This window comes from Peptoniphilus sp. BV3C26 (assembly GCF_000478985.1).
Lineage (GTDB): Bacteria > Bacillota > Clostridia > Tissierellales > Peptoniphilaceae > Peptoniphilus_B > Peptoniphilus_B koenoeneniae.
Genome location: NZ_AWXB01000041.1, coordinates 109,169 through 134,821 on the forward strand (window position 1 = coordinate 109,169; position 25,653 = coordinate 134,821).

Annotated in this window: 28 protein-coding genes and 2 tRNA genes; 2 read left to right on the top strand and 28 right to left on the bottom strand. The window is 30.9% G+C overall.

All coding sequences use genetic code 11. From position 1 onward, the window contains the following. The 11 genes from HMPREF1253_RS10105 to HMPREF1253_RS04525 all read right to left on the bottom strand — a co-directional run bounded on the left by HMPREF1253_RS10105 (window position 1) and on the right by HMPREF1253_RS04525 (window position 12,536). Complete coding sequence (locus HMPREF1253_RS10105; protein ID WP_155803733.1) at window positions 1–171, bottom strand: hypothetical protein; 171 nt, start codon at window positions 169–171, stop codon at window positions 1–3. Next, on the bottom strand, window positions 171–1,193 hold the full coding sequence (locus HMPREF1253_RS04480) for an ABC transporter substrate-binding protein (protein WP_023055528.1): 1,023 nt from the start codon (window positions 1,191–1,193) through the stop codon (window positions 171–173). Before HMPREF1253_RS04480 ends, HMPREF1253_RS10105 begins: the two co-directional genes overlap by 1 nt. 8 nt (window positions 1,194–1,201) lie before the next feature. Further along, entirely contained in the window at window positions 1,202–2,155 is a 954-nt protein-coding gene (locus HMPREF1253_RS04485; protein ID WP_023055586.1) for an ABC transporter ATP-binding protein, read from the bottom strand. A gap of 154 nt (window positions 2,156–2,309) precedes the next feature. Beyond that, the gene (gene clpB, locus HMPREF1253_RS04490) at window positions 2,310–4,886 is read right to left on the bottom strand and encodes an ATP-dependent chaperone ClpB (RefSeq protein WP_023055527.1); all 2,577 of its coding nucleotides are present in this window, start codon (window positions 4,884–4,886) and stop codon (window positions 2,310–2,312) included. A gap of 32 nt (window positions 4,887–4,918) precedes the next feature. Next, window positions 4,919–5,845, bottom strand: coding sequence for a DnaJ C-terminal domain-containing protein (locus HMPREF1253_RS04495; RefSeq protein ID WP_023055581.1), 927 nt, complete (start codon window positions 5,843–5,845; stop codon window positions 4,919–4,921). A gap of 269 nt (window positions 5,846–6,114) precedes the next feature. Beyond that, window positions 6,115–6,570, bottom strand: coding sequence for an SsrA-binding protein SmpB (smpB, locus tag HMPREF1253_RS04500; RefSeq protein ID WP_023055601.1), 456 nt, complete (start codon window positions 6,568–6,570; stop codon window positions 6,115–6,117). Between the two features lie 2 nt (window positions 6,571–6,572). Next, window positions 6,573–8,657: a ribonuclease R gene (gene rnr, locus HMPREF1253_RS04505; protein ID WP_023055559.1), complete on the bottom strand. Its 2,085-nt coding sequence runs from the start codon at window positions 8,655–8,657 to the stop codon at window positions 6,573–6,575. Continuing rightward, the gene (locus HMPREF1253_RS04510; RefSeq protein WP_023055478.1) at window positions 8,657–9,829 is read right to left on the bottom strand and encodes a D-alanine--D-alanine ligase family protein; all 1,173 of its coding nucleotides are present in this window, start codon (window positions 9,827–9,829) and stop codon (window positions 8,657–8,659) included. The genes rnr and HMPREF1253_RS04510 overlap by 1 nt, the downstream gene beginning before the upstream one ends. Before the next feature lie 3 nt (window positions 9,830–9,832). Beyond that, window positions 9,833–11,356, bottom strand: a complete 1,524-nt coding sequence (gene murF / locus HMPREF1253_RS04515; protein WP_023055576.1) for a UDP-N-acetylmuramoyl-tripeptide--D-alanyl-D-alanine ligase — start codon at window positions 11,354–11,356, stop codon at window positions 9,833–9,835. Further along, a complete protein-coding gene (locus HMPREF1253_RS04520) occupies window positions 11,353–12,129 on the bottom strand; it encodes an alpha/beta fold hydrolase (protein WP_023055539.1) in 777 nt (258 codons plus the stop codon). Before HMPREF1253_RS04520 ends, murF begins: the two co-directional genes overlap by 4 nt. Beyond that, window positions 12,126–12,536 carry a hypothetical protein gene (locus tag HMPREF1253_RS04525; protein ID WP_023055567.1) on the bottom strand — a complete coding sequence of 137 codons (411 nt, stop codon included), beginning with the start codon at window positions 12,534–12,536 and terminating at the stop codon, window positions 12,126–12,128. The genes HMPREF1253_RS04520 and HMPREF1253_RS04525 overlap by 4 nt, the downstream gene beginning before the upstream one ends. A gap of 81 nt (window positions 12,537–12,617) precedes the next feature. On the opposite strand from HMPREF1253_RS04525, the gene HMPREF1253_RS04530 reads away from it, so the two are divergent. Then, on the top strand, window positions 12,618–12,857 hold the full coding sequence (locus HMPREF1253_RS04530; RefSeq protein ID WP_023055507.1) for a glutathione S-transferase N-terminal domain-containing protein: 240 nt from the start codon (window positions 12,618–12,620) through the stop codon (window positions 12,855–12,857). A 41-nt stretch (window positions 12,858–12,898) separates the two neighbouring features. On the opposite strand, the gene HMPREF1253_RS04535 is transcribed toward HMPREF1253_RS04530, so the two are convergent. The 3 genes from HMPREF1253_RS04535 to arcC all read right to left on the bottom strand — a co-directional run bounded on the left by HMPREF1253_RS04535 (window position 12,899) and on the right by arcC (window position 14,952). Continuing rightward, window positions 12,899–13,438, bottom strand: a complete 540-nt coding sequence (locus HMPREF1253_RS04535) for an amidase domain-containing protein (RefSeq protein ID WP_036739417.1) — start codon at window positions 13,436–13,438, stop codon at window positions 12,899–12,901. A 219-nt stretch (window positions 13,439–13,657) separates the two neighbouring features. Then, on the bottom strand, window positions 13,658–13,891 hold the full coding sequence (locus HMPREF1253_RS04545) for a hypothetical protein (RefSeq protein ID WP_023055487.1): 234 nt from the start codon (window positions 13,889–13,891) through the stop codon (window positions 13,658–13,660). Window positions 13,892–14,013: 122 nt separating this feature from the next. After that, the gene (arcC, locus tag HMPREF1253_RS04550; RefSeq protein ID WP_023055616.1) at window positions 14,014–14,952 is read right to left on the bottom strand and encodes a carbamate kinase; all 939 of its coding nucleotides are present in this window, start codon (window positions 14,950–14,952) and stop codon (window positions 14,014–14,016) included. Between the two features lie 299 nt (window positions 14,953–15,251). Between arcC and HMPREF1253_RS04555 the strand changes: the two genes are divergently transcribed. Continuing rightward, a complete protein-coding gene (locus HMPREF1253_RS04555; protein WP_023055482.1) occupies window positions 15,252–15,833 on the top strand; it encodes a DJ-1 family glyoxalase III in 582 nt (193 codons plus the stop codon). A 30-nt stretch (window positions 15,834–15,863) separates the two neighbouring features. Here HMPREF1253_RS04555 and HMPREF1253_RS09905 read toward each other — a convergent pair whose 3' ends face one another. From HMPREF1253_RS09905 to HMPREF1253_RS04625, 14 genes are all read right to left on the bottom strand, one after another. Next, entirely contained in the window at window positions 15,864–16,775 is a 912-nt protein-coding gene (locus HMPREF1253_RS09905) for a diacylglycerol kinase family protein (protein WP_023055526.1), read from the bottom strand. An 8-nt stretch (window positions 16,776–16,783) separates the two neighbouring features. Next, window positions 16,784–16,859: transfer RNA gene (locus HMPREF1253_RS04565), tRNA-Thr, on the bottom strand. Between the two features lie 146 nt (window positions 16,860–17,005). After that, complete coding sequence (locus HMPREF1253_RS04570; protein ID WP_036739424.1) at window positions 17,006–17,257, bottom strand: hypothetical protein; 252 nt, start codon at window positions 17,255–17,257, stop codon at window positions 17,006–17,008. 32 nt (window positions 17,258–17,289) lie between these two features. Continuing rightward, window positions 17,290–17,685, bottom strand: a complete 396-nt coding sequence (locus HMPREF1253_RS04575) for a phosphodiester glycosidase family protein (protein ID WP_036739426.1) — start codon at window positions 17,683–17,685, stop codon at window positions 17,290–17,292. A gap of 27 nt (window positions 17,686–17,712) precedes the next feature. Further along, window positions 17,713–18,213, bottom strand: a complete 501-nt coding sequence (locus tag HMPREF1253_RS04580; RefSeq protein WP_023055572.1) for a phage scaffolding protein — start codon at window positions 18,211–18,213, stop codon at window positions 17,713–17,715. A 75-nt stretch (window positions 18,214–18,288) separates the two neighbouring features. Further along, window positions 18,289–18,363: transfer RNA gene (locus HMPREF1253_RS04585), tRNA-OTHER, on the bottom strand. A gap of 61 nt (window positions 18,364–18,424) precedes the next feature. Beyond that, entirely contained in the window at window positions 18,425–18,676 is a 252-nt protein-coding gene (locus HMPREF1253_RS04590) for a hypothetical protein (RefSeq protein ID WP_023055499.1), read from the bottom strand. A gap of 4 nt (window positions 18,677–18,680) precedes the next feature. Then, complete coding sequence (locus HMPREF1253_RS04595) at window positions 18,681–19,145, bottom strand: ADP-ribosyltransferase (RefSeq protein ID WP_023055533.1); 465 nt, start codon at window positions 19,143–19,145, stop codon at window positions 18,681–18,683. A 190-nt stretch (window positions 19,146–19,335) separates the two neighbouring features. Next, complete coding sequence (locus HMPREF1253_RS04600) at window positions 19,336–19,950, bottom strand: pyroglutamyl-peptidase I (protein ID WP_023055486.1); 615 nt, start codon at window positions 19,948–19,950, stop codon at window positions 19,336–19,338. A 10-nt stretch (window positions 19,951–19,960) separates the two neighbouring features. After that, window positions 19,961–20,905, bottom strand: coding sequence for a DUF979 domain-containing protein (locus tag HMPREF1253_RS04605; protein ID WP_023055506.1), 945 nt, complete (start codon window positions 20,903–20,905; stop codon window positions 19,961–19,963). Beyond that, window positions 20,902–21,579: a 5-oxoproline transporter, DUF969 family subunit gene (locus HMPREF1253_RS04610; protein ID WP_023055522.1), complete on the bottom strand. Its 678-nt coding sequence runs from the start codon at window positions 21,577–21,579 to the stop codon at window positions 20,902–20,904. The genes HMPREF1253_RS04605 and HMPREF1253_RS04610 overlap by 4 nt, the downstream gene beginning before the upstream one ends. Next, window positions 21,576–24,632 carry a M14 family metallopeptidase gene (locus HMPREF1253_RS04615; RefSeq protein WP_023055497.1) on the bottom strand — a complete coding sequence of 1,019 codons (3,057 nt, stop codon included), beginning with the start codon at window positions 24,630–24,632 and terminating at the stop codon, window positions 21,576–21,578. The genes HMPREF1253_RS04610 and HMPREF1253_RS04615 overlap by 4 nt, the downstream gene beginning before the upstream one ends. After that, window positions 24,623–25,054, bottom strand: a complete 432-nt coding sequence (locus HMPREF1253_RS04620; protein WP_023055560.1) for a gamma-glutamylcyclotransferase family protein — start codon at window positions 25,052–25,054, stop codon at window positions 24,623–24,625. The genes HMPREF1253_RS04615 and HMPREF1253_RS04620 overlap by 10 nt, the downstream gene beginning before the upstream one ends. After that, on the bottom strand, window positions 25,051–25,653 hold the full coding sequence (locus tag HMPREF1253_RS04625) for a peptidylprolyl isomerase (RefSeq protein ID WP_023055491.1): 603 nt from the start codon (window positions 25,651–25,653) through the stop codon (window positions 25,051–25,053). The genes HMPREF1253_RS04620 and HMPREF1253_RS04625 overlap by 4 nt, the downstream gene beginning before the upstream one ends.

Sequence of the window (25,653 nt, forward strand, 5' to 3'; positions counted from 1 at the left end):
TCATTTGCAAATTTTCATTTTTTTGAAAAAAACTTCAAGAGAAAAGCTTAAATTTAATTTTCCGTCAATTATTACTGCTTTTAAAAAAACAGATAAAAGAGGAGCGATAATTAAAAATATTAAAATCACTCCTATAATTATCAAATTTAAATTTTTTTTAAAAAATTTCATTACTTGGCAACAAGAGAGTTTAATTTTTTAGCTGAATCTGTTGCTATTTTCATCATATTTTCCCAATTTGTAGGAATTTGTTTTATATCTTTAAGACCTGCTCTATTGTCCATTTCAATGTCGCTTCTTCCTGGAATAAGAAAAGCTTCTGCCACCATCTTTTGAGCCTTATCTGAATAAAGAAAGTCTATAAATTTTTTAGCTCCTTCAGGATTAGGTGCTGATTTTAAAATTAAAGCTGGACGAGGATTTACAACAGTTCCGCTCTTAGGATAATAAATGTCTATGGGTTCACCCTTCTTTTTTGAAGTGTAGGCATTGTAATCAACTCCTGCAACTAAAATTCCAGTTTCCCCTGTTGTTACAGATTCAAGGGCAGCTTTATTTGCTCCTGGAACAATTAAACCGTTTTTAGCCATGTTTTCAAAATCATCCCAACCGAAATTATCTATATATGCTGCAAGAAAGTCTTTACAAGCTCCGGATTTTTCAGGGTCTGGAATTGCAATTTGGCCTTTATATTTAGGATCTGACAGTTCGCTCCAATCTGCATTTAAATCTTTAAAGGCATTTGTATTATAAATAATTCCAACTGCAGAGGCACAGTAACCGAAAAGTTCATTGTCTTCATCAATCCATCCCTCTACACTTTTATCTTTATTTTTTATTTCGTAGGACATTAACATGTCTTGAGATTTTAAGCTTAAACCGTCAGACCATGATGCAAGACCTACAACATCTGCAATAGGATTTGCCTTTTCAGCTTCCAGTCTTGCTAAAATTTCTCCTGTAGTGCCTTGGAAAACTTCAACTTCAATTCCACTTTCTTCTTTAAAGGCTTCAGTTAATTTTTCTGTAAGTTTTGCTGGAGAAGGCATATAAACGGTAATTTTTTTATTATCTGACACATTTTCACCCTTATTTTCAGAGTTAGCCTTAGAGTTTTCTTTTGAATTTCCGTTAGCACAAGCACTTAAAAGTAAAATTGAGCAAAGTAAAATTCCAATAATAGATTTTTTCATAATTCCTCCTAAATCTTAATAAAGTTTTTTTCATCAATATGAATAGTCAACTTATCCCCCACATCTAATCTTTCATTAGAAAAAATACTCCAAGTTTTTTCGTTATGATTAACGTTTAAAAGATAAGAGTTCCCTAAAAACTGCACTTTTGAAACAATTGTGTTGAAAGTTTTTGCACCTTCAAAGTCATTCAAACTTGCTACTTCAGGCCTAAACATAAGATCATCCTTAATCCAATTTCCAAGTCCTATAAAACTTGCAACAAATTCATTATTAGGATGATTGTATATATTGTAAGGAGTATCGTACTGTTCTAAGAAACCATTATGAAAAACCGCAATTTTTTCACTCATACTCATTGCCTCAGTTTGGTCATGGGTCACAAATATTCCTGTGATTGAAAGTTCATTTATAAGTTCCCTAAGTTCAAGACGCATTTGCTTTCTTAAAATTGCATCAAGAGCAGATAAGGGCTCATCAAACAAAATACATCCCGGCATTATGACTATGGCTCTTGCAAAAGAAACTCTCTGTTGTTCCCCACCAGAAAGCATTGATGGATATCTTTTTTCATATCCTTCAAGCCTTACTTTTTTCAAAGCAGATTTAACTTTTTTATCAATATTTTTAAAATCTCCTTTAACTTTTAAACCGAAGGCAACATTGTCATAAACAGTCATATGAGGCCAAAGTGAGAAATCTTGAAATACAAATCCCAACCCTCTTTTTTCCGTTGGAAGATCTATATTTTCATCTTTAGAAAAAACACAAACATCATCAAAAAATATTCTCCCTCTATCAGGTTTTTCAAGACCTGCTATAATTCTTAAAAGAGTTGTCTTGCCACAACCTGAAGGTCCTAAAAAACTTGTAAGTTTTCCGGATTCAATTTCAAGATTTATATTTTTTAAGACATCTTTTTTCCCGAAAGATTTACAAATGTTTTCAAGTTTAAGTCTCAATTCATACACACTCCTCTTTTTTTAAGTTTACAATAGAGATGTAACTTGAAATTTTATAAAATGTAAGGAAATTGTAAAAATAAAAGCGGCTTTTCACAAAAAAATCTCCTTAAAGTTATTTCCTTAAGGAGATTTTATAATTTTTTAATTTTTATTATTTTACTTGAAGATCAAGGGAATTGTCTTTTACAACTATTTCAACTTTACTTTTTTCTATTACTTTTCCTGCTATTATAAGTCTTGAAAGTTTTGTTTCAATTTGTGATTGAATATATCTTTTTACAGGTCTTGCTCCATATTGAATGTTGTAAGAATTTTTCAAAATATATTCTTTTGCTTCTTCTGTTGCTTTTAAGCTTATTTCCCTTTCTTTTAAACGGTCTTCTATTTCTTTTATTGAAGCTTCTATTATTTTAAATATTTGATCTTTCATAAGAGGCTTAAATAAAACTATTTCGTCTACTCTGTTTAAAAATTCCGGTCTAAATTCTCTTTTTAATTTTTCATTTACAGCGTCTTTTGCTTCTTGAGAAATTTCTCCGTCTTCTTTTATTCCTTCAAGTAGGTCTGATGAGCCTAAGTTACTTGTCATTATAATGACAGTATTTTTAAAGTCTACTGTCCTTCCTTGATTGTCTGTAAGTCTTCCGTCGTCTAATACTTGAAGGAGTATATTAAATACATCTGGATGGGCTTTTTCTATTTCATCAAACAAGACTACTGAATAGGGTTTACGTCTTACAGCTTCTGTAAGTTGTCCCCCTTCTTCATAGCCTACATATCCTGGTGGCGATCCTATTAGTCTTGATACTGAAAATTTTTCCATATATTCACTCATATCAAGTCTTATAAGATTTTTTTCATCGTCAAATAAGTCTTCTGTTAAGGCCTTTGCTGTTTCAGTTTTTCCTACTCCTGTGGGTCCTAAAAATATAAATGAACCTATGGGTCTATTTTGTGATTTAAGACCTGCTCTTGCTCTTAATACGGCGTCTGATACTGCTTCTACTGCTTGGTCTTGCCCTATTACTCTTTGGTGAAGTCTTTGGTCTAATTTTAAAAGTTTTTCCTTTTCAGTTTCATTTAATTTTTCAAGAGCTATTCCTGTCCAGCGGCTTATTACTTGTCTGATTTCTTCTTCTCCCACTACTTCCTTTACCATGGAATGTTCGTCTTTTGTTATTTTTTCTGCTTCTTTTAATTGTTTTTCCAGTTCAGGCAGTTGTCCATATTTTAAAACTGAAAGTTGTTCCAAATCATATTTTCTTTCGGCTTCTTCTATTTTGTGTTTTATATCTTCTATTTTTTCTTTAAGTTCTTTTACTCTGTCTAAGTCTTTCTTTTCTGCTTCCCATTTTGCCTTTTGAAGATCATAGCTTTCTTTTTCTTTAGAAAGTTCTTCTTCTATATTTTGAAGACGCTTTAAACTTTGGTCGTCTTTTTCTTTTTTTAAAGTTTCCCTTTCTATTTCCAATTGAAGAATTTTACGTCTTACTTGGTCTATTTCCGTTGGCATGGAGTCAATTTCAGTTCTTAACATGGCGCAGGCTTCATCCATTAAATCAATTGCCTTGTCCGGTAAAAATCTGTCTGAAATATATCTGTCTGAAAGAACTGCTGCAGCTATTACTGCTGAGTCGGAAATCCTTATACCATGATAAATTTCGTATTTATTTTTTATTCCACGTAAAATTGAAATGGTTTCTTCTACTGTTGGTTCGCTCACTAAGACTTTTTGAAATCTTCTTTCAAGGGCTGGGTCTTTTTCTATATATTTTCTAAATTCATCAAGGGTTGTTGCTCCTATTGCATGAAGTTCTCCCCTGGCAAGCATAGGTTTTAAAAGGTTTGATGCGTCCATAGCACCATCTGTTTTCCCTGCACCTACAATGTTGTGAATTTCATCTATAAATAATATTATTTGACCTTCGCTTTTTCTTACTTCCCCTAAAACAGCCTTTAATCTTTCTTCAAATTCTCCCCTGTATTTTGCTCCTGCTATTAATGAACCCATGTCAAGAGAGAAAATAGTCTTTGTTTTTAAACCTTCAGGAACATCTCCTGATACTATTCTTTGGGCAAGTCCTTCAACTATGGCAGTTTTACCTACACCAGGTTCTCCAATTAAAACGGGGTTGTTTTTTGTACGTCTTGATAAAATTCTTATTACATTACGAATTTCTTCATCTTTACCTATAACCGGATCTATTTTTCCGGCACGAGCTTCCATAGTTAAATCTCTACCATATTTATTTAAAGCATCAAAAGTATCTTCCGGATTATCACTGGTAACGTGTTGATTGCCTCTTATTTTTTGAAGATTTTCAAGAAAATTTTCCATATTTATGTTAAATTTTTTGAAAATTTCTTTAGACTTTCCTCCACGTTTTATCATTGCCATGTAAAGATGTTCAACGGAAGTATAAGAGTCTGCAAATTCATCTCTTATCTTATCTGCGTCCCTTATTATTACGGCAAGATCTTGGCTGGGAGATATATTTCCCCCTCTTTGCTTAGGAAGTTTTTCAATTTCCTTTTTCAAATCGTCTTTTACTAAATCTGGATTAATTCCCATATATGATAATACTTTGGAAATCAAACCTTCATTATCAGACACTAAAGCCTGATTTAAATGGATATCTTCTATTTGAGGATTTCCAAATTCATTTGCAAGATTTTGAGCTTTTTGTAAAGCTTCTACGCTTTTTTGCGTCCACTTTTCAAAATTCATATTATCACCTTTTTCTTTTTATTTTCTTTTTTCTATTTATCTAAATCTCTTAGCTTTTCATATAAATCCTTTTGGTCTTGGCTTAAGCTTTGAGGATTTACAATGTTAAATTCTATATATAAGTCTCCTTTTTTGCCCTTTAAGTCTTTAAAACCTCTGCCTGCTACACGCATTTTGCTTCCACCCTTAAAACCTGCGGGAAGTTTTAATTTTATTTTTCCATTTAAGGTATCTACTAAAAGATCCTTTCCTAAAGCTGCATCCCACGGGAAAATATTAACCTTACTAGTTAAATTTAAGCCATCAAGGGTAAAATTGTGATTAGGTATTAATTTTATTTTAAATAAAATATCTCCATTAACTCCGTATTTTTCACCCTTAACTTTGATTTTTTTACTAGGGCCTATACCTGATGGAATTTTTAAATCAATATCCACAGATTTTGAATTTATATTAAGTTTTAATTTTTTTTCAGTTCCCTTATAAGCTTCCTCTAAAGAAAGACTAATTTCAGTTTCATAGGATTTTCTTTGAGGTTTTCTGCTTCTTGAAGAAGTCATATCGGAAAAAATATCTCCCATATTAAAACCACCAAAGCTTCCCTTACTAAAACCCCTATCCTTTGAAGAATCTCTACCGAAAATTAAATCAAAAAAGTCTGAAAAATTTCCTCCACTTCCCCCGCTCGTATAGGTGTAACCATATTGAGAGGGATCGAAGTTTGTTCCTTGACTGAAATCATAATTTGATCCGAAGGTATCGTATTTTTGTCTTTTATCTTTATCTGAAAGCACTTCATAAGCTTCGTTTATCTCTTTAAATTTTTCCTGACTTTTTTTATCACCTTGATTTAAGTCCGGATGATATTTTTTTGCAAGCTTTCTAAAGGCTGATTTAATTTCTTTATCTGATGCGCTTTTTTCAACGCCTAAAATTTTATAATAATCTTTATACTCCATATATTTCACTTCCTTGTACAGATCAAATTTGTTTTAATATTTTTTCGCTTTTATGTTTGACCTTCTTTGACCTTAGCTTTATTATAACATCTATTATTTTTTTTGCAAATATTTTTCAAAAAAATTTTTTATTTTTTTATAAGATATTTTTTACGCTTTATATAGAGCATTTTAAAATTTAATTTTTTATGCTTCACGTGAAGCATTTTTGTTTTTTATATTAAAAAAACATGGAAATAAAATTTTCCATGTTTTTAAATTTTTTATTTTTAATTTTTTTCATATTGTTTTATGCGTCTATCTGCATCTCTTTTTGCTATTGCATCTCTTTTGTCGTAAAGTTTTTTACCTCTTGCTAAGGCTATCTCAACTTTTACCCTGCCTCTTACCAAATAAACTTTTGTTGGAATTATTGTGTAACCTTTTTGAGAAATTGCCCTGTCCAATTTTCTTATTTCACTTTTATTTAAAAGAAGTTTTCTTTCTCTTATTGGATCCACATTATAAATTCCCCCTTGTTCATAGGGGCTTATGTGCATATTTTCTATAAAAACTTCTCTATTTTTTATTTGGCAGTAGGCATCTTTTATATTACATTTTCCTTTTCTTATAGATTTAACTTCCGTTCCTACTAAAACTATTCCAGCTTCGTAAGTTTCATCTAAAAAATATTCATGTCTTGCTTTTCTATTTTGTGCAAGAAAATTTTCTTGTTCTTTTGCCATTTTTACTCCAATTCAAAGTCTATTGTCCCTGCAATCAAATCTGCTCCTAGACATTTTACTTTTACCTTATCTCCCATGTGGTAGCTTTTATTACTTTGTGTACTTTTTGCACAAAATTCATTTTCATCATATTCAAAGTACTCGTCCATGGACTGATAGGACACTAAGCCTTCAATTAAATTTTGAAGTTGGACAAATATTCCGAAGTTTGTAACAGATGAGATTATACCTTCAAAAGATTCTCCTATGTGATCTTTCATGTATTCAGCCATTTTAACTGCATCCACTTTTCTTTCGGCGCTTTGAGCAACTCTTTCCATCATTGAAGTTTTATCTGCTATTAAAGGCATTAGGGCTTCAAGACTTTTTATTCTTTTTTCAGAAAGTCTTCCATGAATTATATCTTTTATTACTCTATGAATTGTAAGGTCCGCATATCTTCTTATAGGTGATGTGAAGTGACAATAATATTTTGATGCAAGTCCAAAGTGTTTATCATTTACTTCCGAATATCTTGCCTTTTGCAAACTTCTAAGGGCAAGAGTTGAAACAAAAAGCTCTTCCGGACTTCCTTCCACTTTTTTTATAAGCTTTTGTATTTCTATAGGTTGCAGTTCTTGTGAAACTTTTACTTTTAAATCTAAATGTCTTATAGCTGCATTTAGGGTATCGATTTTTTCTTCTTCCGGTTCTTCGTGAATTCTGTATAAAAAGGGAACTTGCATCCAATAATAGGTTTCTGCAACTGTTTCATTGGCAAGTATCATAAATTCTTCTATAAGCTTATTGCCTATTCTTCTTTCGCTTATTTTTACTTCAAGAGGGTGGCCTTCCTCGTTAATGACAAACTCATTTTCTGGAAAGTCAAAATCTATAGCTCCCCTGTCTTCTCTTTTTTTCATTAAAATTTCAGCAAGTTCTTTTCCTAAATCCAGACTTTCATAAAGGCCTTCAAGACTTTCATGTTTTATTCCTTTTTCAAGATAGTCACTTACATTATCGTATACCAGTCTTCTTTTAGATTTTATTACAGATTCTTTTATTTCCGATTTTATTACTTTTCCTTTTTGATCCACTGTCATTAGACAAGATAAGGTGAGCCTTTCAACTCCTTCATTTAAAGAACAAATGCCATTGGAAAGTTCAACTGGAAGCATAGGAATTACTTTGTCTATAAGGTAATAGGAATTTCCTCTTTTAAAAGCTTCCTTATCAATATAAGAGGCTTCTTTTACATATTGACTTACATCTGCTATATGAACTCCCAAAAAATATGTCCCGTCTGTGTTTTTACAAACTTCTATAGCATCATCAAAGTCTTTTGAATCTTTTCCGTCTATTGTATAAATTGTATGGTCCCTAAAATCTGCCCTATCCTTTAAAGATTTTTCAGAAATTTCTTGGGGTATATATTTTGCTTCATTTAAAACTTTTTTCGGAAATTTTAAAGGTATATCAAAGCTTTGAGCTATGGAAAGTATATCTACTCCCGGCTCCCCCACATAACCTAAGATGCCCTTTATTTTTCCTTCAGGGTTTTTATTTTTTTCGGCCCATTTTGTTATTTTTACTACTACTTTTTGTCCGTCTTGAGCGCCATTTATTTCTTCTTTTGGTATATAAATATCACTACTATATTTAGGATCATCAGGTATTACAAAACCATAGTCTTTTGAGGCTTGAAGTACTCCTATTATTTTTTCTTCCCCTCTTTTTATTATTTTTAAAACTTTTCCTTCTGGTTTTTTATCTTTCTGATCCTTTTTTATTTTTACAAGGACAATATCCTTATTCATGGCAGAATTCATATCTTCTTTTGCAATATAAATGTCCTTTGCCATGTCAGATATTAAAAAGCCAAAACCTTTTTCGTTTCCCTGTATTTTTCCTCTTACATATTTAACTCCGTCTACTAAAAAAATCTTTTCATGCTTATCTATAAAAATCTTTCCATCTTTTTCAAGACCATCAATCATTTTTATAAATTCTTTTCTATTGTATTTATCTACTTGAAAGATTTTAGGAAGTTTTCCCAAACCAACGCCAGGATTTTCTTTAATATATTCTAAAATTTTATCTTCAATCATTATAATTTCGCCCCATAAGTGGTTTTATTAAATAGATCTGAATCATAAGAATAAATGTTTTTATTTCTTTGTCCATTTCTTTTCTTTCCAAACTCAATAAGTTTTGTTATGAGGTCTGTCATTTTTATTCCCATAGGTTCAAAAAGATAAAAAGAAATTGATCCAGGCAGGGTATTGATTTCATTTACATAAACCTTATCCTTATCAACTAAAAAATCCACTCTTGCAACGCCATTTCCGTCTATAGCACAAAATGCTTTTTTAGCAAGATTTTCTATTTCTTCCTTCATCTCTTGAGAAATTTTAGCCGGTAGATTTTTTTCTTGATTTTTCATTCCTCCACCGCTTTTAGTTTTTCCAGATCCCATATATTTATCTTGATAAGATAAAAAGTCCTTCCATCCTAAGGGTTCTTCACAAAGGGAAGTTATAAGGTCATTTTCATAACCTAAAACAGCACAGTTTATTTCTCTTGGGCTTTCTACAGCTTTTTCAACTAAGATTTTTCTATCATAATTTTTGGCAACTTCTATAGCTTCTATAAAAGAAGCTCTGTCCTTTGCCTTTGAAATTCCTACACTTGAGCCTAAGTTTGCAGGCTTTACAAAAAGAGGATAGCCTATTTTTTCAGCTTTTTCTATGATTTGGTCTTCATTAAAACCATCTCTGTAAAAATAAAAATAATCAGTCATGGGAATATTAAAAGAGCCGAAAACTTTTTTCATAAGAACCTTGTCCATACCCACTGCAGCTGCTGAAACTCCGCAACCTATATAGGGTATTCCAATAAGTTCAAAAAGTCCTTGGATGCATCCATCTTCTCCAAAAGTTCCGTGAAGGGCAATAAATACTCCGTCTATTTTTTTATAAATTTGAGTCGATTCAGTCTTTTTACTAAAAAGTCCTCCCTTTTCTTCCACTTGGGTATAAAGATTAAAATCTTTATAAATGGGCTTAAAAAATACTTCTTGAGTATTTTCAAATCTCTTATGTTTTATATTTCCGAAATCTTTAAGACCCTCTCCGCTTAAGAATTTACCGTCTTTTGTAATCAAAATAGGAATTGGATTAAATTTTGTCCTATCCATATTTTCCACAACTTGCATCCCCGTTATTACGGAAACTTCATGTTCTACGCTTCTTCCCCCAAAAATAACTGCAATATTTTCCATTTTTTACTCCTCATAAGTATCCGGCAAATCATTTTCAAAAAGCACAACATCATTTGGTCTTGTGATTTTTGAAAGCTCAGACATTGCTTGATTTAAATTCTTTACAACTATAATTTTATCACTTTCAACTCCCATTTCCTCGAGACCTCTTTTAATAGGAGCTGTTCTTTTTATACCAACAAGAATGGAATAGTCGCAGACATCAGCCATAACTTTTCCTATCTTATAATTTTCCTCTTCTTCCATATCTCCCAGTTCAACCATACCGGGAGTTATAATTATCTTTCGTCCATTTTTAAAGGCACCTAAGACTTTTAAAGCGGCACGAAAACCTACAGGGTTTGAATTAAAAGCATCATCTATAACTATTACTCCATTTCCTCCCCCTTCAATTAAATTAAGTCTATGTTCAACGGGTTCTACTTTTTTTATTCCATTCACAACTTCTTCAAGGCTCATTCCTAAAGTAAGAGCGGCTCCTGCAGCTCCCAGTAAATTTTGAATTGAATGTTCTCCCAAAAGTTTTGTTGTGCAAGGAAGAGATTTACCTTCATAGCTTAAATCAAAGCTTGAACCCCTTTCATCCAGGACTATATTTTCAGCCTTTAAACTTAATTTTTCATTGTCTTTTAAACCGTATCTTATAGTCTTTTTTAAAGTTTTATCTGCAAGAGGCTTTACATAGTCGTTGTCATAATTAAAAATTGCAGTCCCATCTTCCGGAAGATTTTCAATTAATTCATACTTTGTCTTTTGTATATTTTCAATGGTCTTGAAAGATTGCATGTGAGTAGGCCCTACTGCAGTTAAAATTCCAATATCAGGCATAACAAGTTTTGCACACTCATCTATTTCTCCAGGTTTATAGGCTCCCATTTCAGCAATAAAAATCTGACTTTCCTCTTCTAGGTCATTATTTATAACCTTTGAAAGTCCCATGGGGGTGTTGTAAGAAGAAGGTGAATTTTGTACCTTAAACTTTTCCCTTAAAATTGTTTCCAAATAAAATTTTACACTGGTCTTTCCAAAAGAACCTGTGATGCCCACTACTTTAAGACCATTTTTTTTATATTTTATTATTTTTTCCTGAGCGGATTTATAAAATCCCATATTAATTTTCTTTTCTAAAGGACTTCTTATTCCATTGGCAATTAAAAGAATTAAGGGTTGAATAAGAGCTATCAATAAAACAAGAACAATTATTACAAGACCTAAGTCATTGAATTTTGCAAATAAAAGACCCAAAACTCCTGCAAAAAGAACTGAATTTATAAATAAAAATAGTTTATATAACCTCTTTGCCCTGTCAGTCATCACAAGGGGAGTTTTTGCATCTGTAGTATTTGTAAAAGAAAAAACCTTATTTAAATTTTCTTTAAGCCATATAGCAAATTTAGAATTGTTATATTCTTCAATTTGCAACATATTAAGCATGTATCTTCCCCTTGCCAGGCATAATAAATAACCTAAAAAAACATATACCAAGTAAAGAGTAAGACGTAATATATCTAAAATTCCAAAATTCATTTAATTTCTCCTAAATAAGATCTAAGAACAGGACCGAAAGAATTAAAATCATCAAGATAAGAGTAGTGCCCCCCATCTAAAACCACAAGTCCTGAATTTTTTATTTTTTTATTAAAAACCTCCCCCATATAAAGAGGAGTTGCATCGTCATTTTTGCCCCATATTAAAAGAGTATCTGCCTTAATTTTTTCAAAATAAGACTCCGTAGACTCATTTACAACTTTTACAAAAATTTTTCTCATTATTCCCTGAGCCGCATTATAATCATCGGAACCGCGAGATTTTTTAAAACTTTCCAGTTTTTTTTCTCCAATAAAGGGTTTAAAAATCCTGTAAATATTTTTCATAAGCTTATAGGAATAAACTTTAAAATAATAGTCAAAAGTTCTCTTAGGTAAAACCCCTGAAGCATCAATTAAAACCAGCCCCTTAACTTTTTCCGGATACTTTGCGGCAAAAATGCTTAAAGTTTTTCCGCCAAAGGAATGACCTATAAAACTTGCAGATTTTAAATTTAACTTATCTAAAATTTTTTTTAAAAATTCACTATATTCATAAGTGCCCCAGACTTCATTAGGCGCATCAGAAGCCCCAAATCCAGGTGCATCATAAGCAAAGACATATCTATCTTCAATTAAATTAAAAATTGGCATTATAGACTCGATATAGGCGCCCCAGCCATGTAAAATTATAAGGGCATCATCTTTATTTTTATCTCCCTTATCAATATAGGCAATATTTATATCATCTATTTTTAAATTTTTCTTAATCATTTCAAATCTTCTTCATCAATGTAGATGTAGCTTTCTCTTTTATTTTCCTTATTGTAATTTTCTTCAAAGTGTTTGGAATTAACATCTAAGTTGTCGTCACTTATATCTGATTCCTGCATTGCCAATTTTAAAGAATTTTCAAGAGCCATTATTCTCGCAAGAATAGGTTCAATTTTAAGGGCAAGACCATCAAGATCAACTTCTTTATTATTATAAAACTTATCATAATAAAGTCTTCCCAATTCTTCATATGTATCTTTCAGTTTTTTTTCTTCTTTAACAATTTCCAAACGAATTTTACCGGTTTTCTTTATTTTTTTTGCATTATTTTTTAAATTCACACTTATTCCTTGAAGACTTTCAGTGATATCTCCCAAATTGTTAAAAAGTTCATCTAATAAACCCATAATTCACCTCTCTATCATTATATCAAAAATAAAACTTTTTAAAAATATTTAAGATGGGTATCATTAATTTAGGAGGTAATTATGGAAAATTTAAGATTATATGTAAGAACAGTTTGTCCTTTTTGCAGAAAGGTAGAAAAATTTCTTGAAGAAAAAAATATAAGTGCAGTTGAAATAATAAACATTGATGAAGATAAGGAAGCTGAAAAGTTTTTAGTTGAAAAGGGTGGCAAACGCCAAGTGCCTTGTCTTTTCATTGGAGATAAGCCCATGTATGAATCCATGGACATTATAAATTATTTAAAAGAAACTTTTGCTTAATTAAAAAACCCTAAAATACTAAAAAAATTTTAGGGTTTTTTTTAATTACTTTTTATTATGGGAGAATAAAATTTTACATCTAATTTTTCTGGGATTATCTCATTTAATTTTGCCAAGGTGTGGGCTGAATATTTTATTAAAATCGTGTCATTATAAGTTATTAATCCTACATGGGAAAAATTGTTCCAATATACAACTGAACCTTCCACTGCAAGAGATCTGTTTTTTATTAGGCCATGAATATTATTTTTTTCAAGATATTTAACCAAGCCTGTTTTTTCTCTTCCATAACCTGTAGAAATATAATTTATATGTTGAGGTTTAAAATCCTCATTTTCTTTAAGGCCTCCTGCAACTAAACATTGGGACACAAAATTTGCACAATCATTTTGGTATTGTGGCTCTCTATTCCAATTTTCTCTACAATATTTTACCGACTTATCCAAATTAAAGACTGGTTTTTTAAAATAAGCAAAGGATTTTACCGCCCTTTGACCCCTTTTATACAAAATATCATCATCTATTTTCAGATTTGTTATGGGCAGATAATCTTTATTTTTCTTAAGTTTTAAATCTTCCACCTTATTTTTTCCATAGGGCAAAAAGAAATTTATACTTGTTTCTTGATTTTTATTATAATTTTTATTTGCTAAGCTCAGAAGGTATTTTTTTATATTTTAAAAACTGGGGATCTTTTATTTTGCTGTCCTCTAAAGCTTTAAAAAATGGTAAGTCTTCCGGCTTTTTATTAAGGGTCATTTTAAAGTTTCCAGTAAAACTTATCCCTCCATCTTCTTCTTTTATTTTTTTATTTTTATATTTTTAAGGTCATAATAAGCCTTATAATTTTCTTTTAAATACTTTTCAAGAGGCTCTTTTAAATCTTTAAGGACTTTATGATTTTCTTTTCCTATATGTAAAAAATTTAAATTTCCTCTTTGTAAAAATCTTCCAGCATTTAAAATGAGAAAAATTAAAAATATTAAAAAGATTAATCTTATTATTGTTTTAAATATAAATTTTATAAATTTCATATTTTCCCTCCACAAATAATATAACTTAGAGAATTTAAATATTTGTGAATTAAATCTTAAGAAAATATAAAATCTTATTAAAAAAAAAGAAGGCTTTAAAAAACCTTCTTTTAAAAATTATATTAATTATTAACTATTGTTGTTCCTGTCTTGCCAGCAATTCCGTCTTTTGCAGATTCAAGGCTTGTGATTAGTGCCTTGTTTCCTTTTTTAGAGTTTACAAAGCTTAGTGCTGCTTCTACTTTTGGAAGCATTGAACCAGGTGCAAATTCTCCTGCTTCAATATATTTGTGTGCATCTGCTATTGTAAGTTCGTTTAACCATTCTTGATCTGGCTTTCCAAATCTTATGGCAACTTTTTCTACTGCTGTTAAAATTACAAGCATATCAGCATCTACAAGTTCTGCAAGTTTTGCTGATGTGAAGTCTTTGTCTATTACTGCTGCTACTCCTTCAAGTTGTCCGTCTTTTTTAATAACGGGGATTCCTCCTCCGCCACCGGCTATTACTACTTGATTTGCTTTTAAAATTGCATTTATTGATGCTTTTTCTACTATATCAACAGGCTTTGGTGATGCTACAACTCTTCTGTAACCTCTTCCTGCGTCTTCTTTAAAGGTATATCCTTTTTCAGCTACTATTTTATCAGCTTCTTCTTTTGAGTAGAATGATCCTATTGGTTTTGTAGGATTTGAAAAAGCAGGATCCTTTTCATCTACTAAAACTTGTGTTACTAAAGTTACTACAGATTTATCAACTTTTCTTTTTGCAAGTTCATTTTCAATTGCATTTTGAAGATGATAGCCAATGTATCCTTGACTCATTGCTCCACATTCAGGGAAAGGCATAGCAGGTGTTTTTGCTGCTGATTCGCTTGCTGCTGTCATTGCAAGATTAATCATACCTACTTGAGGACCGTTTCCATGTCCTATTACAACTTCATTTCCTGCTTCAATTAAATCTACTATTGATTCAGCAGTTATTTTTACTGCTTCTTTTTGTTCTTCAGGCGTATTTCCAAGTGCATTTCCGCCAAGTGCAAGTACTATTCTTTTGCCCATTTTATTCACCTCATATTATTTTTTAAAATGTAATAAACCGATTGAATTATTAATCGGTTTATTTTTATGAAAACATTTTAATTATCTTTTTTACATTTATATTATATTAAAAATATTAAAATTTTTCTTTCTTATTCTTTAAAATACTTATTGTTTGCAATTTTTTGGTATTAAATACAAAAATATTTTATGTTTTTCTCTGATTTTTTATTTTTTCCTAATTTTATTCTTAGGAAATCGTCTTTTTATTTTGTTTTAATTTTTTATTTTTGGATAAATTTATTACGAAAGGAGTTTTTATGAAAGATTTAATAATTTTACTTGCAGAAGGTTTTGAGGAAGTGGAAGCTCTCACTGTTTTAGACATGGCAAGAAGAGCAAATCTTATTTGTGATTTAGTTTCAACGGAAAAGGAACTTCTTGTTTTAAGCTCCCATAATGTTAAAATTAAGGCTGATAAGTTGTTGGAAGATATAAATCCCAATCATTACAGGGCTCTTTATATTCCTGGCGGTCTTCCTGGAGCTGTGAATTTATCAGAAAATAAAAAGGTCCTTAACTTAATAAAAGACTTTTATGAAGACGGAAAACTTGTTTGTGCAATTTGTGCCGGCCCTATTGCTTTAGATAAGGCAGGACTTTTAAAAGACAAAAGTTTTACATGTTTTCCCGGATTTCAAGAAAATTTAAGTATTAAAAATCCAAAAGATCTTCCAATCTGCATTGATGATAATATGGTAACTGCCATGGGCCCCGGTCTTGCAATTGCCATGGGAATGAAAATTGTTGAGCTTTTAAAAAATAAAGCTGAAATGGAAACGATGGCTCAGGGATTTTTAATTCCAAAGCTCCGTCAATTTATAAAAGACGATTTAATTTAAATTTAAAAAAATAATGCTTCAAATGAAGCATTATTTTATTTGGTTTTTATTTTTTAAATTTGCAAGGATAGCAAATTTTAAATTTTCTTTATTTAATTTTAAATTAAATTCTCTATCTTTTAAAAGCTCTCCATCAATATTTAAATTAATTTCTTCTGGGAGTTCAATTTTTACATTTTCCGCCTTAAAGATTTTAATTTTATCTTCATTAAAAATTTGACCTTTTTTATATTTAGGTATAAGTCTTATAATTTCAGGAACTTTTAAAAATTCCGCTAAGACTATTTCCATTTTACCGTCATTTAAAATACTATTAGGCGCAGGATTAAATCCTCCTCCATAATAAGATCCGTTACAAAAAGCACAAAGAGTATATGTCCCCTCAATTATTTTTTCATCTATAAACATTTTTATTTTTTGTCCCCTATTGTTAAACAATACTTTTAAAGTTGCAAGGTCATAAATCCTTTTTCCTAAAAATTTATATTTTTTTGCATATTCCCTTGCATATTCTAAAACTCTTGTATCCAGGCCCGTTGATGCAATATTTATAGATGTATGAGTTTTATTTATTTCTATTGTGTCTATTTTTTTTATTTGCGGATTTATTAAGTCGTCTAAGGTGAATTTTTCATAATCAAATATTTTCGAAAAATCATTTGCCGTTCCCATTGGTATAAGTCCCAAGGCTATATTTGTATTTTTTAAAACATTTGCTATTTCAGATAGGGTTCCATCTCCGCCGCAAGCATAAACTATTCCCTCTTTATTTTCAAGGGCAAATTTTTTTGCCGCCCTTCTTCCATGATTTTCATCTTCTGTAAAAACAAATTGGCAATTTTCTATTAAAGACTTTTTTATAAAAAAATCTTTAATTTCTCTATGGAACTTATTAAAATCATTTTTCCCGGCTTTTGTACTATATATAAATAAATATTTCATAACATTTTTGGAGCTGATGGGGGGACTCGAACCCCCGACCTGTGCATTACGAGTGCACTGCTCTACCATCTGAGCCACATCAGCATGTTCTAATTATAACATAAATGGGAGCTTTTATTTATTTTTATTTAAATATAACTTTTTGATTGAAATTTACACGTTTCTTTATTTTTGTATATCCAATCATATTTAATCATAATTAGGCTTCGGACAACAAATTGACAACAAAGCTAAAATTTTCTTCTATTAAAATACCTATCTTTTTTATCTAAGGATTTAAATTCTTCTTCAGTTAAAAGTCTTTTGACTGCAATTTTATAATTTTTATTATAAGGATATACCCAGCGATCAATTAAATTTCTGACTTTTAAAGCTTCTTGTTTTGTTCTCAAATGTGCATGTTGTTTATATTCTCCATCTTCACGGGCGATTAACCAAGGTCTTTCATCACAACGAGGTTTAAACTTAATTATTAGATTCATTTTCTTTGGCGCGTTTTAATGCAATTTCTCGTCTAAACATTTAAAAGCCTTATATGGTGATTTAGGGCCCTTACAGACGATATCAGCTTTTTGCCGCCAAAAGTCATCTGTGTTGAGCCTCCACCGTCTAAATTTATCAACCCATCAAAAGCAATTCGACTATTTAGTAAGCCTTTTCTAAAGTCATCTAATGTAAGACTTTTATCACTTGCTATTAAGTAGACCTTATTTCCTTTAAAGCCTATAGCGGTATGTTTCGTCGCTCTTAGTACATCGGCATATGCTCCGACAAACCCCTCCGACTTAGGATTATAGAATGGATAAAGTGAAATCCCACTTATTCCCCATTTGATTGGGTCTTTGATTTCAGTTTTTGCGTTATAGACCATGGCATGGTGTAAAGACTTCCGCATTAAAATATTTTGCATCAAAAATAGCTGGCATATTATTCCTCCTTAAATTTTAGCACCTGGATTCTTTTCTAAGTATTCCATCATTTGTGAATAAGTCATATCTTTAACATTAGGTTCATTTACAGAACCAGCACCACCTACTGAGCTTCCTTCAACTTCAAATAAATAATCATCTGATTTCTTGAGATTATTAATTTGAGTTTCTAAATCAACATCAAAATTTTTGGAATTCTTTAAAACTTCCATATCCAATAGTGCTTTAGCCGCTTTAGGATTCTTAACTTTAGATTTCATTAGAGAATTTTCAATAGAATGATTAAGCTTTAAATCAGAAATTTCATTTTTATATTTTTCTATTTCAGATTTGATTTCATCAACATTAATTTTTTCAAAATCAGAAATTTTATTATTTGCAACTTCGAGTTCAGACTTTAAATTGTCTCTTTCTGACTTAATAGAATTAATATCTTGACCATTTAACTTGAAAACTCCTTGAATCTGTTCTTCATTTAATCCTAATTCCAATAGTTCTTCTTTTTTCATTATTTCCTCCTCAGGTTAATTTTAAGTATCACCAATACTAATAGAGTTATGTAGGTTTAGGTCCTACAACCAAAATGGCGGGGATAACAGGATTTGAACCTGTGTTCATCAATAAAAGTTGATTGCTCTACCTAAATGAGCTATATTCCCACACAAAAAAGACCTTTTAAAGTCTTGTCCAGGACTAAAACAAAAGAGATTTTAAACAGTTTTACGACTTATTTAGGTCATTTAATTTTTTCTTATTGTCGTAACCAAATTTTTCCATTCCAATGGTTAATCGTTTTATTTCGTCTCCTGCTATAGAATCAGGTAAACTACAAAAATATTTTTCTTCTTCTTTTGATTTAAAATCAACATCATCACAAAATCTCGAATCAGCTAATTCCTTATTTGTTGCTTCAAATGGGGACTTTAATTTACTTTTTCTTTCAAAAAATTCTTTTACTGTTTCTTTTTTCATAAGATCACTCCTCAACTAATATCTTTAATATTAAATTATCATTTTCAAACTTAGCTTCTCTTAAATTAAATTTTACTCCAGTATTAAATATAATTTCACTTTCATAGTCATTAGGTGTTGCATAACAATGAGTTCCTTTTGGAACGTATAATTCTATTTTAATAGGTCTATCTGTAAACACGTTGTCTGTAGGTGTAACACTCGCAGAAATAAATCCTTTTTGTTGTTGTACATAACCAACATTCTTATTCAATTCTTCAGCAATATCCTCAAAAGCAATATTAGAATCAATACTTGAATCTGAAATAAAATTTTTGAGCCAATTTCCATCTACATATCTATCACAAATAAAATCTTTGTGAGTTGTATTAGAATTGATAACGTTCTTTAAAGTATTTATTGTTTTTAAATATTCTTCATCATTACCTTCAAATACAGATAAATCACCTGTTCTAAGATATTGATTCATTCTAAATGATCTCCAAGTACCAACATATCTAAATTCAGCATCATTAATTATAAAAGATTCCTCTGCCGAACATTGACCAAAATATTTCTGAGCTTCTTGAATCCCATTTTCAAGGTACTCATACTTATTTATATCATAATTCTTTTAAATTTATTAAAAAAATACCGGAGATACAAGTCTCCGGAATTTTTTATTTGTTTTCTTCTATTATTGTTTCAAGAGCTATTTCTATTGATTTTACAATATCTTCTTTGTTCATGAAAGGTGTTCCTGCAGGTTTATCTATTACTTGTTCTGCAATAAAAGGAACATGAATAAAGCCGCTCTTTAAACCCTTAAATTTTCTTTGACCTAAATATCTTATTGAATATAAAACGTCATTACATACATAAGCTCCTGCTGTGAAAGATACATAGGCAGGAAGTCCTGCTTTTTTTATATTTTCAACAATTTTAGGAACTGGTAGATTTGAAATATATCCGTCTTCTCCATCTTCATGTATCTTTTCATACATAGGTTCGTTTCCTTCGTTGTCAGGTATTCTTGCAACTCTTACGTTTACTCCTACATATTCAACGCTTACACAAGATCTACTTCCAGCTTGTCCTATGGATAAAACAACATCCGGATTTATTTCTTCTATCTTTTCTTCTATTTTTTTAGGTCCTTTACCAAATACTGTAGGTATTTGAAGTTTTACTATTTCAGATCCATTTATTTCATCTCTTACTTTTTTTACAGCTTCCCATGCAGGATTAATTTTTTCTCCTCCAAAGGGATCAAAGCCTGTTAATAATATTTTCATTCTTTTCTCCTTAACTAAACATTATCATATAGATAATTTGTACCGTCAGCATAATTAATGCAGGTACAACTTGATTTTTTATTACGCCGTTTTTATCTTTCATTTCAAGTATTGCAACTGGAACTATATTAAAGTTTGCAGCCATTGGTGTCATAAGTGTTCCGCAGTATCCGCAAGTTAGTGCCAACATTCCTATAAGAGTCGGGTTTGCTCCTTGAGCAAGTACAAAGGGAGCTCCTATTCCTACTGTCATAACTGTTATTGCAGCAAAAGCATTTCCCATTACCATTGTGAATAGTGCCATTCCTATTGCATATACAATTATTCCCACTACTATATTTCCTTCAGGAATTATATTTCCAACTATATCTGATACAACTTGTCCTACTCCAGCTTGAGTAAATACTGCTCCTAAAGATGCTAAAAACATAGGAAGCATACTTAGTGGTCCTACAATGTCTAAAAATCTTTTTGAGTCTTTTAAATAAATGTTAAGAGTATTGTCTTTGTTCATAAAATACAAAGTTATCATTGCTAAAGCAACTCCAACTCCAACTCCTACTAAAGCTCCAAGCTTTGTCATTGTTGCAAATATTACTGCTGTAAGTCCAATCATAAAAGCTGGAATAAATATCTTATATCCAAGTTTATCGCTTACTGCCTTTGTATATTCTTTTGTAGGTATGTCGTTTGTCTTGTATGAAACTTGATTAAATATTGCAGGAAGAGCCATTAATACTACTAAAACACCTACAACTTTTGCCGGTATCCATCTTCCTAGAGCTATTACTATTCCAAGTATTATCCAAAATATGGCTGTACCTATTCTTTTTTCATTTGCCTTGTCATTTAAATTTCTTATTCCTGTATTTAGAAGCAAAAGTCCAGTTATTATATAAAGGATTTCAAGAAGTTTTGCTCCTGTTGTTACTTCAGTTGATGTGAAAAAACTCATTTAATTTCCCCCTTTGCTCCGTTTTTTGAAAGTTTTTTATCTTTCAAAATATAATAAATTATTCCTACAATTGTAGCTATTAAAGCTACTGGTATTTCTACTTTTGCAAGATCTATAAGTTCTACATTATATCCAAGTTCTTTTAAAGTTCCTTGAACTAAAAGTCCTCCTGATCCACCAACGAAAAGTACTTGTCCGAAGAACCATGTTATGTTTTCCATACCTGCTGCCATTCCCTTTACTTCTTCAATGTGTTCTTCATGGTTGTCTGCAGGAACTTCTCTTACTGCCGCTTCAGCCATTGGCATTACTACAGGGCGAATAAAACCTGCAACTCCTCCGAAACCTGCGTTAAATGCTGCAAATATTACTCTCATTATTCCGTAAGATGCTATAATTTTTCCTGCACTTGCATTTTTTATTCTCGAAATAAATTTTGCAGCTGATTCTCTTAAGCCATTCCTTTCAAGAGTTCCCGTTACAAGCATTACTATTACAAATATCATCATAGCTCTGTTATTTACAAAGCTGGTACCCAAGGTTTCCAAAAAACCTTCTATACCCAAACCTCCTACAATTGCAGTTGCAATCATGGAAACAAATATTATAGCAATTGAGTTAAATTTTAGGGCAAAACCTATAATAAGAATTGCTATACCTATTAGTTTTATCATTGTGTCCTCCTCCTATCGCGGTAAATTCTTCCTCCGCTTTTTGTGTTAATTTTTCTATCATATAAAATTTCCTTTTGAGAAATGAATTTTATTGTGTCTAAATTATGAGCTGTATGAGCTTTTGAACATAATTTTAAAAATTCTCCGTCGGCAGATTCATCTATTACTTCACTGGTAAAACCTACCTTAGTTATTTCCGGATATCTTATAGAAAGATATCTGTGAGCCCTATTAGTGTCAAAACCTATCCAGTAAAAAATTATATCCTTGTAATAACCTGTAGGGAACATCTTTGGCATAAGGGCGTGAGCATATTTTTCAAATCTGTCCTGCATATCTAAATTCATTTTATGCATTAAATCATCTTTGTTTATAGAATCTGCAATTACATCTTGAAGTTCTTCACAAAGCTTAAAGTTTTCCTTATACTCTTCTTCTTTAGGATACCAAAAATATCCGTATATAAGAGATCTGGGAAGCCAAAAACCCTTATAGGCAGGAGCTGTATATCCTGAAAATGGTTGAGCCCATTCATGATGAGGTACTCCATGATTATCACAGTATATATCTGGAAGATGTCTATAAAACATTTGCACCATAGCCTCGGCTTCCGTATGAATAGAACCCTCCTTAAAATATTCCTGAGCAAACTCTTTTCCAAGAGCATTAAATCTTGCAATGTGGAATATCCAATTGGGATGCTCTTTTATAAGAAGGCTGTGAATATAAGAACCATCAGGATTTTCCATAGGTATTAAAACAACATTTACTTTTTTAAGAAGTTCTTTATCTTTCAAAAGCTTTTCAGTAAGTTCATAACATGAATTGGATGAAGAAACCTCATTTGCATGATGCCTTTCATTAATATACATAGTAGGCTTTTTCATTGTCCTTTTAAAAGTCGGAGTGAAATCTTCATCTACATTAAACTCTATAGACTCAATATCTCTTCCCATAAAACTTTTAGTAATATAATTTATTTTTAAATTTTTATTGGACCTTAAAGAATCATTTAAAGCACAAATATCTTCGTGATTTAAAACTTTCTCATCAAAAGCTGGTGCCTTTTCATGAAGCTTATATTTTTCTGCCACTTCATACTCTTTACCATTTATTATAAGAGCCTTAATATTTAAATCAGAAAATTTACTTAAACCCCTTTTTAAAATCTTAGAATAAATTTCAAGTTCTTCCCTATTTAAATCACATTCAATAATTAATTTTTGACCCTTATCATACCTGTAACCCAGTAATTTATAGTTAAGATTCATGTCAAGGTATTCTTTTTTTGAATCCCTTATTATAAAAGGTTTGGTATCTAAAAAGTTTCTAAGTTCAACTTCAAATTTAACATTACCCTTTCTATTATGGATAAAGGGTAAAATCAGTCCAGGACTGTCAAAAGTTCCGCCCTTCATTTTTTGACCCAAGGCCTTAAAATAATCAAGACCTACAAAATATAAATCTTCATGGAAGTGATCAATTGATGAAATCCTATCTTGTCTTACATTTAAATTTTTATCAGTTTCAGAAAGACTTATGTCCATAAAAAGTTCTGCAAAAAATGGTTGCGAATCTTCTTTAAGATTTTTGCCTTCAATGTCTTTTCCAATTTCAGATAAAATATTTTGATAGGTATCCCAAACATTTTCTAAGTCAGTTTTAAAAGTTTCTACAATCTTTTTGTCTCCACTGGTAATTTCAAAATATCCTGTTTGAGGATGAACAAGACCCATGCCCTTAAAATCATCTAAGTAAGGTCTTTCAGATAAAATAACCTTATAAGTATCTCTTAAAACTTCCTTGCCCTTTGATTTTGCAATAATTTCATAAGAATCTTCCATATCCTTGTTGATAAATTTAATTTTGTCCCTATTAATAGAAAGCTCTTTTGCTAAAATGTCATCAATGGGATAAAGCTCTTGTAAATATCTTATAGGAAGATCTAAAAATTTATTTTCATCTCCAGCACCTTGATTGCTATAGCTGGGAACTGCACCGGCTTCATCGGAAATATCCGCCCCCTTCATATAGGACCAATAAATTTCTATTTCATCAACTTCTTTTCCAATAAGGTCTGGTAAAATGTAATCCTCTATCCAAGAAAAACCGCCTTTATAGGAATCTATAACTTGAACTTTTCCCTTTACTGATTTTTTAAGCTCTTTTTCAAGCTCCTTTCTTACTTCAAGAGGTTCACTTATAGCACATCTTATAGAATCGATGTCTTTATAATTTTTTAATTTTTCCAGTAAAACATCTTTTTCCCAGGGAAATTCATATTCTTCTCTTTTAAAGACTTCCTTATTCTTAAAGCTTTCTATTTTTAAATCTTTAAACAAATCTTTATAAGCCTTTAAATTTGAATCATAAGTTGAATCTATATAAATTTCCTTTGACCTTGAAGCTCCCTTTGTAAGCTGCATTTCATAGGAATTTTCTCTAAAAGCTCTATTTGTAATAAATTCAGCTCTTTCTAAATTTTCATCTGTTAAAAGCTTAAAGAAAGTGTCAAAGTCCTTATAAAAAACTTTTGTCTTTTCTTCAAATAAAATTTCATCAAAATCAGCCTTTTCAAATTCAAAATCATTAGAAGCAAAACTTATATCAAGAGCATTAGTATCCATAGCTTTTCTTCTTACTATCTCACATAGGATTTTAAATTCTTCAAAACTTAAATCACTTGGATTGCAATTAATCCTTGTATATCTTTTAAGAAATTCATCTCTGTAGATAGTCTTATCTAAAAACATGGACTCTTCTTTTAAAACTTCTTTTTCTTCAATTTCAAAATCTTCATCTTGGTATGAAAAAATATTCATTGTAATCTTATTAAATGCCCTATCATAATCGCCCTCACTAATGGATATTTCTATTTTTTCCTTATTTTTATTAATGTTAAATTCTCCGTCTTCTAAGGAAAATTTCTCACAACTTTCAGTAGAAGTAATTATAGGATTTTTAATTGAATCTTCCTCAAGGCCTATAAAAGCTGCAAGTTTAAGGGCAAGTTTTCTAAGATGAATTTTATCTTCTTTAAGTCTTATTTGCATATTTCCTCCAAAGCATCTTCAACTGGTTTTTTGTCATAAGACATTTGCTCAAAGCCATCTAAAACTCTTTTTACATAAAAATCTTCCGGAGCTTTTTTAATGTCCTTAAACTCATCAGTCATAACATAAACCATGCCTTCTTCTATGCCCTTATCACCTAAAACTAAAATATTTTTTTTAACATAATAAGAAGGATATTCTTCATAATTATCAAGGGCCCTTTCATTTTCTTCACTTATGTTCCAAATGCTTACAGGAACTTTTCCATATCCCGGTCCCAGGACAAGATTTAAATAACCCTTACCTCTAAATAATAGCTTTGCATTTAATATATAACCGCTGCCTAATAATTCTGAACCAGGACAAGTTTCCTTCATCCATTCCACATTTATGTTCGAGCCGTAAGCTATATATTTTTTCATTTGAAAACCTCCAATCTTGCTTCTTTAATAATTACGTCCTCTTGAGGTCTATCCATAGCATTTGTAGGAAGAGAACTTATTTCATCAACAACTTCCATTCCTTCAAAAACTTGACCAAAAACCGTATGCTTTCCATCAAGCCAATAAGTACCTCCTAAATTTTCATAAGCATCAACAACTTCATCTGGATAGCCCTTTTCTTTTCCCAAATTTCTCATTTCTTTTATAATTTTTTCTCCAACAGGACCTGCTTGAACTATAAAAAATTGTGAGCCATTTGTATTCGGACCTGCATTTGCCATGGATAAAGCTCCTCTAAAGTTACGAAAATCTAAGCTGAACTCATCTTCAAAAGCCTTATCCCAAATGGATTTCCCTCCACGACCGGTTCCTGTAGGATCTCCTCCTTGAATCATAAAATTGTCAATTACTCTATGAAAAATCGTGTTATCATAATAGCCTTTTTTGCAAAGTTCCTTAAAATTTTTTCCTGCCTTTGGGGCAACATCTTCAAAAATTCTAAGTTTAATTTGTCCATGGTTTGTATCTAAAACTACTATTTCTTCGCCGCTTTTTGGCATTTTAAATTGTTCTAACAT